This is a genomic window from Phyllobacterium phragmitis (assembly GCF_002980495.1).
GTDB lineage: Bacteria > Pseudomonadota > Alphaproteobacteria > Rhizobiales > Rhizobiaceae > Paramesorhizobium > Paramesorhizobium phragmitis.
Window position 1 is genome coordinate 1 of sequence record NZ_PVBR01000044.1, and the last position, 13,456, is coordinate 13,456.

Sequence of the window (13,456 nt, forward strand, 5' to 3'; positions counted from 1 at the left end):
AGGACCACCCGCGACGAAAGTCGTGCATAGAAAGCCGGATGCGGGGAAACTCGCACGTCCGGTTTGGCGAGAGGGATGAAGAAACTTGCCCCGGTAAACGGGGTAAAGCGCTTCATCCCTACTCTACGATAGGGATCGCGCCCGAGCCGGTAGCGGGCGCGCAGCCCCGCCCAGGTATCGGGCATGATCTGCATCAATCCCATCGCTCCGGCCGACGAAACCGCCCGCACATCGCCGGCGCTCTCGGCGCGCAGAACCGCGCGAATCCAGTGCTCGGGGATACCGAAGCGCTGCGACGCCTCCGCGATATGACCGCCATGAGGAGCGACGGTGACCGTGCGCGCGACGGGCGCAGATTGCGCCAGCGTCACGGCCGGTCCCGTGCCAAGCGCAAACCCGCCAGCGAGCAAGGGAACGGCATAGCGCCAGCTCGACCTTTCTCCGCCGAACCACCAGCCTGCCAGCGTGCTCGCTGCGGTCAAGGGTGCGCGCAAAGCGCCGGCCGTTGGCCGCCCTTGACCTTCGCTGCGCGCGCCGGCCGACTTCTGGTCGAGCGGGACGAAGGAATGAGCCGGCTTTCCCGCGAACAAAGGAATGAAAGCTTTGAGCGCGATGATGACAGGGGACCGCATGGCCTTAGTCCCGCTCTTCGCGCGGTTTCGGGCGGGTCCAGTGCAGCGACCATGACGAGCCCGCATCGTCGTCGCGGAAGAGGTTGGCGCGGATCGACTGCGGCAAGGCGGGATCGTCGAGCAGCACGGAAAGATACTCGCCGGCCTTCTCGCCGGTGCGCTTCCACGCAGCACCGACCTCCGGGCCATCGTGCGCAATGTGGTGAACGCGATAATCCGGCGCGTTCACCACATCTGAATGTTCGGCAGGGACGATGACAAGTTCGCGGTTGAGGGTGAGCGTGACGAGCTGCCCGGCAAAGCCGGATGCGTCGCGATGGAATTGACCGATTTGCGCCATAACTGTCTCCATGCGGTGGTGTTGGGAAAGCCATCGGCGGACACCGCTCCCGCCGATGGGGAAGCGGTCAGTGCGTCAGCGCGCGCCAGACGAAGCGGCCGTCGCCATCCTCATCGGTCCAAAGCGGCAGTGCACGGCCGATGACGGAGCTTGCAGGGATGTGTCCGAAATAACGGCCGTCGAGGCTGTCTCGAACGTCCCAATTCATGAGGAAGAGTTGACCATCCGCGATGACGCGGCAGCCCCGCCAGACGGGCAGTTCGCGGCCGATCCGGTCGCGCTCCAGCGCCTCGCCCATCTCCACGCTGTCAACCGTAATGCTGCGGCCGATGCGGCAAACTCGCTGTCCCGGCAGGCCGAGGACGCGCTTCAGGAGCGGCACGCCGCGTCCGATATAGCCGTGCTCGACCATGAAGGTGGCGAGCGGTTCGGGCGGCATCACCGCGACAAGGTCGGGCACCTCGATCCGGTCGGCTGGCTCGATGGTGTAGAAGCCGACGGGCGCGCTGGCGGTCGCGTTCCAGATAAGTTTGGTTGGCGTCTCCACGGCGCTCGCGGCGATAATGGCGAGCATCGCCAGTGCCGTCACCGTAAGATAATGGCGGCGCGTCATGGCGCGATCCTCCGGCGAGAAAGCCAGGCGGCATGCCGCTCGGAGGTATAGGCATGCGGGTCGAGGCCCGCAGTCAGGCGGTTGTGAACGTGCCGCCAGTGATCAGGCGAGACATCCGCCGCATCGAGACCGAGTGCTTCCACCGCGTCGATGGCCGCAAGCGCGCGCTGCACTTGTCGCCAGCCATTGAGGCGCAGCAGGATGTCACCGCCGGGACGGACGAAGGGCAAGGTCTGGAACGGTTCGTTGCGGCCAACCGCCCGCACGATGTCGATGCGCGAGATGACGGTTCCGTAGTCGTTTGCTGCCCATCGCACAAACGCAAAGATGCTGTCCGGCGCGAAGCCAACGACTGTGCGGCGGCGGTCGAGAACCTGTTCATAGCTCTTGCGGCCGAAACGTATCCAGTGCTCGATCTTTTTTCGCTGGAATGCCAATTCCACCAAAGTGGTGAAGGGTGGCGCATCCGCAAGGTCGCGTCCGCGCGCGCCGGGAAAGGTGCGCTGAGTCATTGGTGGTCTCCGGGAATGTCGATAGATGTGCGGTCGAGCACCGCGTCGAGCGCGGCTTCGGTGCGCAGGATGGCGCGGCCGATGACTTCGGGGATTTGCGGGAGAACGGCGTCGCCAAATGCTTCAACGATCAGGCTGGCCGCAGAAGTCCCTTTGCGACCGCCGAGTGCAATGCGCGTGCCAGCCACCCAGGCGGAAAGCCCATCATCCAGCCGTAGGTGACGGGCAAGGCCGCCGTTCCAGTCAGCCCATGGCCCCGCAGCATTGCCGCCAGCGCCCGCGCGCCCGCCCATTTGTCCGGTGCCCGATCCGTCATCGCGCCGTCCATCACCGCATCCATCGTCGGAGATTTCCGGCGGTCGTAGGCCGGACTCCAGCCGTCCATCCGGCTGTCGCGTTTCGTCGGCGTGGGAAATATTTCCGCCGCATGCCGCAACAAATTCGGCGTGTCGATCTGCGCCTTCGCGCCGTTCGAGCGCTTGCCCGTCACGATCTCCTGGCGGCTCAATCTCCGGCCGCCATTCGGCTTCACCGGCGTCGGCATCAGGCCATAAGGCCGATCCAGCCTGTCGAAATGCAGCGCCTCGCTCATCGTCGGCGTCTGGTCGAAATCGTCCTGGTCCGATGTCATCCGGCCCTTGAGCTTGCGCAGAACGCTGCCACGCGGCGCCGCATTGGCTGTCGGCGTTCCCATCATGCCCGCATGGCGGCTGGCATGGCCCTGCAACTGGCTGAGAACATCGCCCCGGCCACCGCGATCCGCGTCTGATTTCCGTGGTGTAGCCAGGATCATGCGCAACGGATATGTCGACCCCGCGCCGCCGCCCGTGCCATCCATCATTCCGTCCGAAGCCATCGGTGTCGGCAGCGGATGATTGCGGAACAGATCGTAGAGGCCCGATTCCTTCATCGCCCGGCGCGCACCCGACCCGCCCTCCAGACGGATGCCACCCTGTTGGGATTGCGAGACGGGTGTGGGCAAGCTGTTCAGGGTCGTAGCCGATGAGCCAGGATCGTTTGCGGATATGGTTGGCGCCGAGATCCGAAGCACCCACCACGCACGGCTCGCAGGCGTAGCCGAGCGCGTCCAGTTCGCCGAGCAGCCGGTCAGCGCCCCGAGTTCGCAGATTAGCGCTGTTCTCAAAAGCGAACCAGCGAGGGCGGCAATCTCCGACCAGCCGGACGGCTTCGAGGTAGAGGCCCGACCGTTCGCCTTCGATCCCTTTGCCCTTGGTGTTGGCGCTGGAGATGTCCTGACAGGGCGGGCTGCCGACGATGATGTCGGGAAGGATGCCAAGGTCGGAAACAAGTCGAGCTGCGGTGAGCTCACGGATGTCGTCGTAGAGTCTGACATGAGGATTGTTCTCTGTGTAAAGGATGCGCCGCCATTCGACGATTTCGCAGGCGGCGATTGTGATGAATCCGGCGCGATGAAGGCCTAGCGACCAGCCACCGGCTGCTGCGCTGAACAGGTCGAGCACGCGCATCATGGCGCACCTCGACGGGTGGCACCGGCACCATGCCTCGCCTGCGTGCGCGTCAAAGAAGAAGAGTTAGATTCTCTGTTAGATTCTTCTATAAAGAGCGCTGCGCGATTTGCGCCTGATGTCCCGATACTGCGTGCGCCTGATCTCCCGATAGTATCCACATGGGTTTCCACAGGCACTGTGGATAGTTTTTTGGGCAGGAAACGCAGCAATTCGCGACCATCCTCCCACTCGATCCGAAGCCGGTATCCGGGCAAGGCTTGGCGCGCGGCGATGCGGCGAAGGTCGAGCGCGAAGTCGGACGGGCGCGCGAGGCTGCCGGACTTTTCGTGAAGATGGCTGATCTCGAATGCCCAGCCTTCGCTCTGGTGTCCGGCGTGCTTGCGGGCGGCACGGTAGAGCCAGCGTTCGATGCCGCCCTTCAGCCGGAAATACGCCGGGTCGATGGTCAGAACCAGGGAACGGTCGATGACGCTCTTGTAGAACCATTCGGGCAAGACGAATTCCATGCCCTCGACGCGGCCGGCGCGCGTCGTCATCTCTTCCCATTCGTTGATCCACGAAAACTGCCGGCGCCGCCAATGCGGGCCATTGCGGATCGTGGTGGCGATAACGGTGGATTGCAGGCGCGCAAGCGCAGCCTTCAGCAGAAGATAATCCCGGTTGCCGGTGGAGCGGCCAATGCCGCGCAGGAGCTGATACGGCATGAAGCGAAAGAAGCGCGACGTCTGAAGGCCGATATTCTCGGCCGCGACGATCTGGGACGCGGCCCATATCAGAACATCGGCATCCCATATCGTCGCCATGCCATGCTCGGGCATGGCGAACACCTGCACCTCGACATCGGCGGCCTTGTAGAGAATCGGCCTGGTGCGCGGCGTCTTTGCCAGCGAAAAGAACGGTCGCTCCATCAAATCGCGCTGGTCGCGCGGCGCGGCGTCTCCGGTGACGATCACGAAGGGATCGAGGCGGCTGCGTTCGCCGGCATCGACCGGCAGCGCGGGATGATGGTCCTGATCGCGCGGCATTCAGAACCGCCCCCGCTCTTCGGGAGTGAGCCGACGCGCGGGAAAGACCGTACCGGCACCCTGCTCCTTCGGGGATTTTCTGGCGCCGATGGCAGTCCAGGCTTCAAGGTCGTTCACGGCATAAACGACCCGGCCGCCGATCTTGCGGTAGAGTGGGCCGGTGCCGTAGGTGCGGTGCTTCTCAAGGGTGCGGAGCGAAATGCCGAGGAAATGCGCGGCCTCTTTCGTACGCAGGAATCGCGGCGGTAAATCCGCATTGCGACGGTTGTTCATCGTCTCACCTCTGTTCGTCGATTACCGAGGCTGTCGGTGGCGACAGCGGGGTTTCGCGAACCATGGCGAGAAATCGGCGACCTGTAGCGGGCCGCAATTGCGACCATGCTTTTACGGCCCCCTTCAGCCACCAATATGGCCGGTCTAATTCTGCCAGGGCTTTACGGGATAGTGCAGCAGCGGCCGATAGCCGCCTATCACCATGGCAAGGCCATGGGCAACGAGGCGGCGGATTCTGTTCCTGCGCGGATCGTTTTCCCAATCGGTCTTGTCGCCATGAAATCCGAGCAGTCCTTCGGCGATGGCGCGATAGCTTTCGCCATGCAGCCGTGCGTCAAGCGCGCGCAGAGACAGAATATGAAACTCGCGGAGTTGCGACGGCATTCTGCGAAAATCCGGGCCGGGCGTACGACCGTTAAGCGAACGCCACAATCGCCGCGCTGCATGGGCGCGCAGTTCCAGAAAGGAATCCATCGGCGAGGTGACGGCGTAGCGTGTCGCCGCATCGGGTACGCCATCAGGCAACCACAACTGGTGAACAACACCATCCACGGGCCACAGACCGTGCCAGCCGTCATCTGCCTTGCGCAGATCGAGCCCATCGAGCTGCGCCAGCCTGAAAGCCGGCATCTGCCGATTGGCGGATTTCTGAACAGGCGAAAGTATTACAGCCTGCGGCTGGAGATCGGGAATCCAGAACTGTGATTGCCGATCAACGGATATTTCGGGATCGCATGGAAAATCGCAACCCCCAGCGCTGTGAAAATGCTTCCAGCCTTCGCCCCGACAAGTTTTTTATTGGCGTGATCGCACGAAAGTCGCGCTGATATTCGTCATTGCGTCGAAGATATTCCCAAGCAAAACCGGCGGCAGGGATGCTCTTCGCGTGCTTGTACGCCGCCGGTGTACGCCAATCGATACTCAACATGGCGCAACCTCCTCCCAAAAGCAGGTTGTGAACTACAACCCGATACGGGAGCATCTGGCAGCTTTACGTTGAGGTGTAGTCATCTTTATCAGATAAGTAGATCGCCTAATCCGATCAGTTCGTTGTTTTGTCCCGGTGATATTTTTCTTCCTCAGGGAGCAGGGCCAAGCCCGGCGAGCAGCGGCCATGTCTCGTGCATGGCCGCATCGCCGATCCGCCGTGGCGGATCGGCGCAAATTTTGAAACGCGCCTTCCCTTGAAGGAAGGCGCGAGGTTGTCGGGATCAACCGTTATGTCTGCTTGAGCAAGCGCCAGGGTTCTTTCGTCCTGGCCCGGCGATAATAGAGCCGCCGGCAACGAAAAATGTTCCAGGTCGCCATCAACGGCTCGAAGCCATGCCACCAATCGGCGTCAATGTCGCCGCAACGGCCCTCGAACACCACATTTTCCCTGGCGTCACAAAGCCAGAACTCCATTGGCAGGGCGTCACCCTGTTCAGGTTTGCCGCGGGCCGGAACGCCGTCGTCGTCCTCGCCCATGCCAAGGCAATTTCCCCAATAATCAACCGTCACGATCCAGCGCATGTTGAAAATCCATTCCTATAAGATTGTGGGATTGCAGCGCCCGCCGCGCGGACGGGCGCAACCGTCGGGAATGGGGCGGCTTATGCCGCCGCCCTGCCCCGCTGCTGCAACCATGCAAGCCGCCTGTTCGCCGTCTCGGAATGGGCGGCGTCCAGTTCAACGCCGATCCAGTCCCGACCGAGTTTCTGTGCTGCCGCCAGGGTCGAGCCACTGCCACAGAACGGGTCCAGTACAAGCTCGCCCGGCTTGGTGAATGCCTCGATCAACGGTGTGAGGGCTTCAGTCGGCTTTTGCGTCGGGTGCAGCCGGTTTCCGGTGTAGGGGAAATCCAGAACATCCGGGATGGGATGCGCGGGGAGTGTCGGATTACCCTTCGCCAGCAAATAAGCCTGCTCGTGCTCGTAGCGAAGGAACCGGGCCGATGAGGCATAACGCTTGCGGAAAACCAGATGACCGACAACGCGGAAACCTGCCGCCTTCCATGCGTCCATGAACAGATCGACCTTGTTCCAGCCATAGAACGAAACGGCGAAACCTCCGTCTTTCAGAACGCGGTGCATCTGGTTGAACGCGGGGCGAAGCCAGCGTCCGTTATCGTCATTGGTGACGGTGCGCCCCTGCCGGTCGCGGAAGCGGGTCACATAGGGCGGATCGGTCAGGATGAAATCCACCGATGCTCTTTCGAAAGAGCGCATGGCGCTGATGCAATCGGCGTTCAGAACCGTGTTGCGGGGTGTGATATTGTTGGCGTTGCTGGTCATGTCCGCTTTCCTTTTCCCTTGATCTGCGAAGCAGCACCTCGCTGCTGCTTCCCGAGCTCGTGCGGAACAGCGGGTGTGCAAGCGGAGCAAGCGTCTTCGCGGGGAACCGGCTGCACAGAGCGGAGGAACGACGCGGAGGAAGCCGGGCGGAAGACGCTTCGCAGCGCGCCGAGGGCGGAGCCCTAAGCAACCCTGAATCAACAAAGGTTTCATAGATCATCCCGGCGAGCGAGGGGGGCTATTTTCCGGTGCGTGAGACGTAGGACTGGATCACCACTGCAAACAGAAGCCCGAGCGTGGACAGGGCTGCGCTCAGCAACAGATTCATATGTCGCTGCGCAGTAGCGTTGATCTGGTTCTCGCCCGGAAAACTTTCAGCCACGATTCGCCGCTTCGCTTCGGCGCTGAAATTTCGGCGGCGACCCTGTGTTGACAATCTCAAGGCGACCGACCTGCGCGGTCAGGTTCCCATCGATAATAGCCATGCCTGTCATTGTCCTTATTCCTGTCAATAAGGACAATGACAGGCACATGTACGCTCACAATTTATAGGCGTCCCTACTCGCATGGTTACCGCCTTTTTGAATGAAGCAAGTTTTAATATTACATATTTGCGGCATTCAAAATGCGGTGCTGCCGACGGTCAAAAAATTGAATGTTGAAGCGGAAGCTTAATCGGTGCGGAGAACCCGCGCGCCAAGTCGTCCCAGAAGCCACCCCGAATCAGCGCCGGGAATACATGACCAGATGGCAGCTTATTTCGCGAAAACCAGCCCGCCTCTGTGATCGCCTCATTGGCAACGGGGTTGAGCGTAACATTGACCTCACCCGAGACATAATCAGCCAGAAACCAGAACTTGACCATTCGGCCGCTGTCATCGATCAACTCGTCGATATATGCAAGGCAACCTGAACGCACACGGATACCCGCTTCCTCAAAGGTTTCGCGCTCCGCGGCTGCGGCAAGCTCTTCATTGTCTTCGACCCCTCCGCCCGGCGGTGCCCAAAAATCGTAAATGCCGTTCTGGTGCCTAAGAAGAAGAAGCCGATTGTTGCGGACAACCAAAGCTCCCGCCGCAATGCGATGTTTCATGAAAATCTCTTCCTGTTGTGCGCAACAGGACTGCGCCTTCTGAGGGTGACGGCATTCTGGACGCACAAAGCTTCTCCCATCGCTTGGCGTTTGTCTTTAAGCCGGACCACAAGCTCTCGGTGCTCAGGACCGAAGACATCGAAAAATGCATCCATTGGATCAAGCGGATCGATGAAGTTCCGGTCAATGGACAAATGATGCAACGGATCACCCTCCTGCAGAAGTGTATATGTCGGTTTATCGACGGGAAACACGGCGCATCGCAACCCGGGAGCGTCTTCTGTCAGATGCAGGCTGTTGTCGATGGGTCTTTGCAAAACCTCTTGCATTTCAAGACGGCTCTTCTCTACGAGACTGCTATTGCTGATAATCGCCATCCCGACATCAATGCTGTTCGTTGGCGATCCATAAGGCTGTCCCTCTGCCAGTTTCAGAAAATGCACACCGTCAAACTCGCGCTCGCACCGCTTCACAAAAGCGTCTAGTTCGCGCCTTCTTCCTTGCGCTTCGGCAATTTTTCTGACCGCATCACCGATCACCAGATATGGCCGGTTCTGCTTATCGGGCCAGATATTGAAGCCGTAATCAATCCAGTTCGTGACCTGTGTGATCCTCTTGCCGCCCCTCGCCGGAACTTCCCACGGAATGAGGCGATCCGGAACATTCAGAACGTGGCAAGCTTCGTCCTCTTTGGCAATGCCAATCGTGAGCAACCGCTCCTTCAGCGCAACAGTATCAACATCATGTTCTACAACGGCAATATGTGTGCCATCGGCACGCTGATAGTGAATCGTCCACAGGTCCAAAGCGCTGATACCAGCAACGTTTTCGACATCATACTCTTCATGCTCGATCTGTGCAGTGGCAACACCGCGTGCTTCGGCTTTTTCCAGCCAGTCCAGATCATTTGATGCGGTGAAGACTTTGACACCATAGCGGATCAGGCAATCGGCGATCCGCAAACGTTCATCAATCACTGCCGCCCGATTATGCCCACGCAATCTTGATCGGCCGACTTTATAGCCAGCCTGCCGTAACGCTGTTTTCAGCGCCGCTCCGGAGATGATATAGCCATAATCGGAGTGATATTCCTGATTTTCGTACAGACTTCTGACCTGTTCGATTTCTTCAAGAAAATGCGTTTCGCCGTAATGCCTCGGGGGCGGCGGGATGAAAATGTGCTGATACAATGGAAATATATGTGCGCTGTCCTTGTCTTTGGCCAGTGGGACACAGTGATACTTCTTTAAGCCGTTCTCAATGATTGCACGCGCCTCGCGACTATTTCCCCAACCCGAATGAATTATGCCGCCTTCCGCTCTGTATTGTTTGAAAAAATCAGCTACAGCGTCCTTAAACGAAATCCGTTTATCATCGACTGTCGTTACAGGCGGCAAATCATTAATTTCGCGGATAAGCGCATGCTGCTTCGTGTTGCGGACAGCAATGATCTTGTCGTCTTGGATCTCCCATCCATCCGTGATCCTAGCAACGCCAATCGGACGCACTTCGATTTCATCCCCTGAGCTGACACAGGTTTCATCCATCAACAGAATTATATCCAGCGCCTCCCCTTCGCTGTCTAGCGTTTGCGGGATGCAGCCATAGTGCCAGTAGATTGGTACAGGTGGATAAACCTCGCCAGCACTAATCACCGTGCAATCCGACAAGTCGACCTCCAGTTTTTGGGTCATCGCGTCGGTGGCCGGGATTTCTATAACGATGTTCAATATGACCGGAGCTTTGCTCCCTACGGAATAACAATGCTCAATCATGGCATCGCTCATTATATGCCTGTTTACATTGAGATAGAGTACACGTTGAACCAGTTCATCATGTCAATTGCATGATGTCCGGCTCGCCGGGATTTTCGACGCAGGTGGCAGAGCGGCTCACTGGCGTACAGGTCCGCGGTGTTGGGCACGGACTACGCCCAACCGATAGTCCATTGGCTTTTATTCAGAAAATCACCAAGCGCGCCGCGGCGCGCTGCCTCATGATCTTGTTGTCGAGAACGGCTCACGCAGTTCTGTCGGGAAAATCATGCTGTTCATTCCCTGATCGTGAACATCTCGCGAAACAGTTTCTCCGACCGTGCAATCCCCTCGTCGGTGAGCCAGACGGACTTCGCCTTGTTGACCGGATTGCCGATGAAGCCTTTTTCATGCAGGCGGTTCATCGCGTCCCAATCGAATCCCTTCCATGCGCGGCCGTCGCGGTCGAGCGTCAGGTAAAGAAGCGCCAGAATTGCATCGTCTATCTTGTCCTTGTCGATCTCCATTGCGCGAATACTCCCCGGTTAAAGACCATCCTTTTTATACGCCATGATATCCTGATTCCCGCATGGCTTCGATCAAGGGCTTTTCTTTCTCGACCATCCGGTTCTTCGATAGTCCTTACCCTTTCCGGGCAAGGGAATTTGAAAGACGATGGCGCTCAAACAAAACAAGATCAGCATCGAGGTCTTCGGATCTTCAGCCTCGCCCGAAACGGCGCAGAACAGGGGTAATCGCGCCGACGAAGCGATCCTGATTCTTGCCCGGCTAATCGGCAGGCAGATCGCCCGTGAAGAGTTCGAGCGGAAGATGGCATTGGAGCGCAAGGCGCGAAAGCAACGGCACGCGCTTGGGAATGCGTGACATCACCCTTGCAAAAAGACGAATTACACGTATAATTCAGGCATTCGATTTGAAAGGATGCCTGCCATGCCGACAGTCGGTTCCCTCGAATTCCAGCGCAAGTTCGGCGAGTTCCAGCATCAGGCGCAGCGCGAGCCAGTGGAAATCACCCGGCACGGGCGGCGTGAGTTCGTGTTGATGTCCGCCGACCATTATGACTGGCTCCGCGCCGCCGCGCAGCGCGCGCATCGCACGGCGGACGCCGCCGATGTCGTGATCGACGCGGTGGAGCGCGCCGAGATGGAGCCGGAGCACGCTCACCTTGATGACCTGCTAAAGTAAGGCGAACGACGTGGCACTCCCCGAACCAAAGCCCGGCCTCGTTGTCCGCTACGATTATCTCTGGACACATGAGGCCGCAGCCGGCCAGGATCAGGGCAAGGACCGTCCGACCTGCCTCGTCGCTACGACAGATAGCGCGGTCCGCCCGCGATACGTGGTGCTCTTGCCGATCACGCACACCCCGCCCTCCGGCGATACGGTCGGAATCGAGATCCCGGCGAAAGTGAAGCAAGCCATTGGCCTCGACGACGCGCCGAGCTGGGTGATCGTATCGGAACACAATATCGACGAATGGCCCAATAGCGGGCTGTCGCCGGTTCCCGGCAAGCGGGGAGAGTTCAGCTACGGCTTCATTCCGCCGGGGCTGTTCGCCAAGATCAAGGCCAGCTTCCTCGAACTGGCAAAAGCAAAGAAGAGCGGCGCGGTGCGTCGCTGAACCACCAAGTTGGGAAAGGGACCGCCCGATGACTCGCGTTGCAATCTATGCCCGCTACTCCTCCGACAACCAGCGGGATGCCTCGATCGAGGACCAGTTCCGCATCTGCCGCGAGCAGGCAAAGCGCGAGGGCTGGAAAGTGGTTGGCATCTATAAGGATGCGGGCATTTCCGGTTCGAGCATGATCCTGCGACCGGGCATCCAGATGCTGTTGCAGGATGCACAGGCCGGCCAGTTCGACATCGTGCTCGCCGAGGCGCTTGATCGGATCAGCCGCGACCAGGCCGACATCGCCACGCTTTACAAGCACCTGAAGTTCGCCGGCGTGCCGATCGTGACGCTGGCCGAGGGCGAGATCACGGAACTGCATGTCGGGCTCAAGGGCACGATGAACGCGCTGTTTCTGAAAGACCTGGCGGCCAAGACCCATCGCGGGCTGCGCGGCCGTGTCGAAAACGGCAAGTCGGGCGGCGGGCTGTGCTATGGCTACAAGGTGATAAAGCAACTCGATGCGCGCGGCGATCCGATCCGCGGGGATCGCGAGATCGACGAGGCTGAGGCCAATATCGTCCGACGCATCTTCCGTGACTTCGCTACGGGCGTCGGGCCGCGCACGATTGCACGAACACTGAATGATGAAGGCGTTCCCGGCCCCGGCGGCAAGCTGTGGAGCGACACCACCATCCGCGGCCATGTGAAGCGCGGCACGGGTCTCGTCAACAATGAACTCTATATCGGCCGCCTGATCTGGAACCGGCTGCGCTATATCAAAGATCCTTCGACCGGCAAGCGCGTGTCGCGGCTGAATCCGGAGAAGGAATGGATCGTCAAGGATGTTCCCGAACTGCGCATCGTCGACGACGAACTGTGGCAGGCTGTCCGCGAACGTCAGGGCGAGATCGCCGAGAAGTTTGCGAACGTCACCGAGTCCGTCCGCGCGCATCATAAAAAGAACCGGCTGAACGGCGCGCGCCGCCCGAAGTCGCTGCTGTCGGGACTGGTGTTCTGCGGCTGCTGCGGCGGCCCCTATAGCTTACGCGGCGCCGATCGCTTCGCCTGTTCGAACCACATCAGCAAAGGCGCCTGCACCAACAGCCGCAGCATCCCGCGTGAGGAACTGGAGAGCCGCGTGCTCGCCGGACTCAAGGACCGGATGATGGCGCCGGAAGTCGCGGCGGAGGCGATGCGCGCCTGTGCGGAGGAGACGAACCGGCTGAACCGGGAACGCCGCTCGAGCGACGACGCCTGGAAGGCGGATCTGGTGAAGGTTGAGAAGCAGATCAGGGGCATCATCGAGGCGATCAAGGCCGGTATGTTCCATGAGAGCATGAAGGCCGAGATGGATGCGTTGGAGGCGCGCAAAAGCGAATTAACCGCCCTCCTCGCCGACGTGCCCGAGGATGTGCCGGACCTGCTGCCGAGCACCTCGGCCGTCTATGCGAAGAAAGTCGCGGTCCTCACCGACGCACTGAACAAGCCCGAAGAACGGGCGCAAGCGGCGGAAGCCCTGCGGATGCTGATCGAGAAGATCGTGCTGACGCCGGGGCCGGAACGGGGCGAGATTTTCGCGACGCTGCACGGCGAATTGCGCACGATCCTCGAATGGACGGAGCGGCAAGCCATTGGAAAGGCTGCACAAACAAAAACTCCCGCAGCTTTAGCTACGGGAGTGTCTGGATCGGTGGTTGCGGGGGCAGGATTTGAACCTGCGGCCTTCAGGTTATGAGCCTGACGAGCTACCGGGCTGCTCCACCCCGCGTCAAAGGTTTGACTGTATGCGACTGCGTAGGCTTTTCGGGTCATGTATGA

19 protein-coding genes, 1 tRNA gene and 1 pseudogene are annotated in these 13,456 nt (G+C 59.9%); 4 read left to right on the forward strand and 17 right to left on the reverse strand.

Annotated features, from left to right (window positions below):
* The 16 genes and pseudogenes from C5748_RS26535 to C5748_RS26600 all read right to left on the reverse strand — a co-directional run.
* Positions 1-632: transglycosylase SLT domain-containing protein (locus C5748_RS26535; RefSeq protein ID WP_146119637.1), on the reverse strand; the 632-nt coding region annotated here is incomplete at its 3' end.
* A 4-nt stretch (positions 633-636) separates the two neighbouring features.
* Positions 637-972: a DUF736 domain-containing protein gene (locus C5748_RS26540; protein ID WP_105745965.1), complete on the reverse strand. Its 336-nt coding sequence runs from the start codon at positions 970-972 to the stop codon at positions 637-639.
* Positions 973-1,039: 67 nt separating this feature from the next.
* Positions 1,040-1,585: a S26 family signal peptidase gene (locus C5748_RS26545; protein WP_105745967.1), complete on the reverse strand. Its 546-nt coding sequence runs from the start codon at positions 1,583-1,585 to the stop codon at positions 1,040-1,042.
* Positions 1,582-2,097: a DUF2840 domain-containing protein gene (locus tag C5748_RS26550; RefSeq protein ID WP_105745969.1), complete on the reverse strand. Its 516-nt coding sequence runs from the start codon at positions 2,095-2,097 to the stop codon at positions 1,582-1,584. Before C5748_RS26550 ends, C5748_RS26545 begins: the two co-directional genes overlap by 4 nt.
* Positions 2,094-2,285 (reverse strand): hypothetical protein, encoded by a 192-nt coding sequence (locus tag C5748_RS29110; protein WP_245581993.1) that lies wholly within the window; start codon positions 2,283-2,285, stop codon positions 2,094-2,096. The genes C5748_RS26550 and C5748_RS29110 overlap by 4 nt, the downstream gene beginning before the upstream one ends.
* Positions 2,228-3,079 carry a hypothetical protein gene (locus C5748_RS29115; protein ID WP_245581994.1) on the reverse strand — a complete coding sequence of 284 codons (852 nt, stop codon included), beginning with the start codon at positions 3,077-3,079 and terminating at the stop codon, positions 2,228-2,230. The genes C5748_RS29110 and C5748_RS29115 overlap by 58 nt, the downstream gene beginning before the upstream one ends.
* A gap of 61 nt (positions 3,080-3,140) precedes the next feature.
* Positions 3,141-3,587 (reverse strand): annotated as a pseudogene (locus C5748_RS29605) (DNA cytosine methyltransferase); the annotation flags it as partial.
* Positions 3,584-4,612, reverse strand: coding sequence for a replication initiator protein A (locus C5748_RS26560; RefSeq protein WP_105745973.1), 1,029 nt, complete (start codon positions 4,610-4,612; stop codon positions 3,584-3,586). The pseudogene C5748_RS29605 and the gene C5748_RS26560, both read right to left, overlap by 4 nt.
* On the reverse strand, positions 4,613-4,885 hold the full coding sequence (locus C5748_RS26565; protein WP_105745975.1) for a helix-turn-helix transcriptional regulator: 273 nt from the start codon (positions 4,883-4,885) through the stop codon (positions 4,613-4,615).
* Between the two features lie 144 nt (positions 4,886-5,029).
* Positions 5,030-5,515: a DUF2285 domain-containing protein gene (locus C5748_RS26570; protein WP_105745977.1), complete on the reverse strand. Its 486-nt coding sequence runs from the start codon at positions 5,513-5,515 to the stop codon at positions 5,030-5,032.
* 82 nt (positions 5,516-5,597) lie between these two features.
* Entirely contained in the window at positions 5,598-5,813 is a 216-nt protein-coding gene (locus tag C5748_RS26575; protein WP_105745979.1) for a transcriptional regulator domain-containing protein, read from the reverse strand.
* A 290-nt stretch (positions 5,814-6,103) separates the two neighbouring features.
* Positions 6,104-6,352 (reverse strand): hypothetical protein, encoded by a 249-nt coding sequence (locus C5748_RS26580; RefSeq protein WP_245581996.1) that lies wholly within the window; start codon positions 6,350-6,352, stop codon positions 6,104-6,106.
* Positions 6,353-6,477: 125 nt separating this feature from the next.
* Positions 6,478-7,158 (reverse strand): DNA methyltransferase, encoded by a 681-nt coding sequence (locus C5748_RS26585; RefSeq protein WP_105745983.1) that lies wholly within the window; start codon positions 7,156-7,158, stop codon positions 6,478-6,480.
* A 643-nt stretch (positions 7,159-7,801) separates the two neighbouring features.
* On the reverse strand, positions 7,802-8,251 hold the full coding sequence (locus C5748_RS26590) for an NUDIX domain-containing protein (protein WP_105745985.1): 450 nt from the start codon (positions 8,249-8,251) through the stop codon (positions 7,802-7,804).
* Entirely contained in the window at positions 8,248-10,038 is a 1,791-nt protein-coding gene (locus tag C5748_RS26595) for an inorganic diphosphatase (RefSeq protein ID WP_105745987.1), read from the reverse strand. Before C5748_RS26595 ends, C5748_RS26590 begins: the two co-directional genes overlap by 4 nt.
* A gap of 263 nt (positions 10,039-10,301) precedes the next feature.
* A complete protein-coding gene (locus C5748_RS26600; RefSeq protein WP_105745989.1) occupies positions 10,302-10,532 on the reverse strand; it encodes a DUF6429 family protein in 231 nt (76 codons plus the stop codon).
* A gap of 148 nt (positions 10,533-10,680) precedes the next feature.
* On the opposite strand from C5748_RS26600, the gene C5748_RS26605 reads away from it, so the two are divergent.
* The 4 genes from C5748_RS26605 to C5748_RS26620 all read left to right on the forward strand — a co-directional run bounded on the left by C5748_RS26605 (position 10,681) and on the right by C5748_RS26620 (position 13,373).
* Complete coding sequence (locus C5748_RS26605; RefSeq protein WP_105745991.1) at positions 10,681-10,890, forward strand: hypothetical protein; 210 nt, start codon at positions 10,681-10,683, stop codon at positions 10,888-10,890.
* A gap of 66 nt (positions 10,891-10,956) precedes the next feature.
* Complete coding sequence (locus C5748_RS26610) at positions 10,957-11,211, forward strand: type II toxin-antitoxin system prevent-host-death family antitoxin (protein ID WP_105745993.1); 255 nt, start codon at positions 10,957-10,959, stop codon at positions 11,209-11,211.
* Positions 11,212-11,221: 10 nt separating this feature from the next.
* On the forward strand, positions 11,222-11,647 hold the full coding sequence (locus C5748_RS26615; protein WP_105745995.1) for a hypothetical protein: 426 nt from the start codon (positions 11,222-11,224) through the stop codon (positions 11,645-11,647).
* A 28-nt stretch (positions 11,648-11,675) separates the two neighbouring features.
* Positions 11,676-13,373, forward strand: a complete 1,698-nt coding sequence (locus C5748_RS26620) for a recombinase family protein (RefSeq protein ID WP_105745997.1) — start codon at positions 11,676-11,678, stop codon at positions 13,371-13,373.
* Here the strand turns inward: C5748_RS26620 and C5748_RS26625 are convergent.
* Positions 13,330-13,406 (reverse strand) — tRNA-Met (locus tag C5748_RS26625). The two genes, C5748_RS26620 and C5748_RS26625, sit on opposite strands and share 44 nt — an antisense overlap.
* Positions 13,407-13,456 lie beyond the last annotated feature (50 nt).

Excerpts from the sequence above, each read along its gene's own strand:
- C5748_RS26580 (WP_245581996.1), bottom strand. The coding sequence starts at position 6,352 with ATGGGCGAGGACGACGACGGCGTTCCGGCCCGCGGCAAACCTGAACAG.
- C5748_RS26575 (WP_105745979.1), bottom strand. The coding sequence starts at position 5,813 with ATGTTGAGTATCGATTGGCGTACACCGGCGGCGTACAAGCACGCGAAG.
- C5748_RS26550 (WP_105745969.1), bottom strand. The coding sequence starts at position 2,097 with ATGACTCAGCGCACCTTTCCCGGCGCGCGCGGACGCGACCTTGCGGAT.
- C5748_RS26595 (WP_105745987.1), bottom strand. The coding sequence starts at position 10,038 with ATGAGCGATGCCATGATTGAGCATTGTTATTCCGTAGGGAGCAAAGCT.
- C5748_RS26590 (WP_105745985.1), bottom strand. The coding sequence starts at position 8,251 with ATGAAACATCGCATTGCGGCGGGAGCTTTGGTTGTCCGCAACAATCGG.
- C5748_RS26560 (WP_105745973.1), bottom strand. The coding sequence starts at position 4,612 with ATGCCGCGCGATCAGGACCATCATCCCGCGCTGCCGGTCGATGCCGGC.
- C5748_RS26620 (WP_105745997.1), top strand. The coding sequence starts at position 11,676 with ATGACTCGCGTTGCAATCTATGCCCGCTACTCCTCCGACAACCAGCGG.
- C5748_RS26610 (WP_105745993.1), top strand. The coding sequence starts at position 10,957 with ATGCCGACAGTCGGTTCCCTCGAATTCCAGCGCAAGTTCGGCGAGTTC.
- C5748_RS26565 (WP_105745975.1), bottom strand. The coding sequence starts at position 4,885 with ATGAACAACCGTCGCAATGCGGATTTACCGCCGCGATTCCTGCGTACG.
- C5748_RS26570 (WP_105745977.1), bottom strand. The coding sequence starts at position 5,515 with ATGCCGGCTTTCAGGCTGGCGCAGCTCGATGGGCTCGATCTGCGCAAG.
- C5748_RS26600 (WP_105745989.1), bottom strand. The coding sequence starts at position 10,532 with ATGGAGATCGACAAGGACAAGATAGACGATGCAATTCTGGCGCTTCTT.
- C5748_RS26605 (WP_105745991.1), top strand. The coding sequence starts at position 10,681 with ATGGCGCTCAAACAAAACAAGATCAGCATCGAGGTCTTCGGATCTTCA.
- C5748_RS26540 (WP_105745965.1), bottom strand. The coding sequence starts at position 972 with ATGGCGCAAATCGGTCAATTCCATCGCGACGCATCCGGCTTTGCCGGG.
- C5748_RS26585 (WP_105745983.1), bottom strand. The coding sequence starts at position 7,158 with ATGACCAGCAACGCCAACAATATCACACCCCGCAACACGGTTCTGAAC.
- C5748_RS26545 (WP_105745967.1), bottom strand. The coding sequence starts at position 1,585 with ATGACGCGCCGCCATTATCTTACGGTGACGGCACTGGCGATGCTCGCC.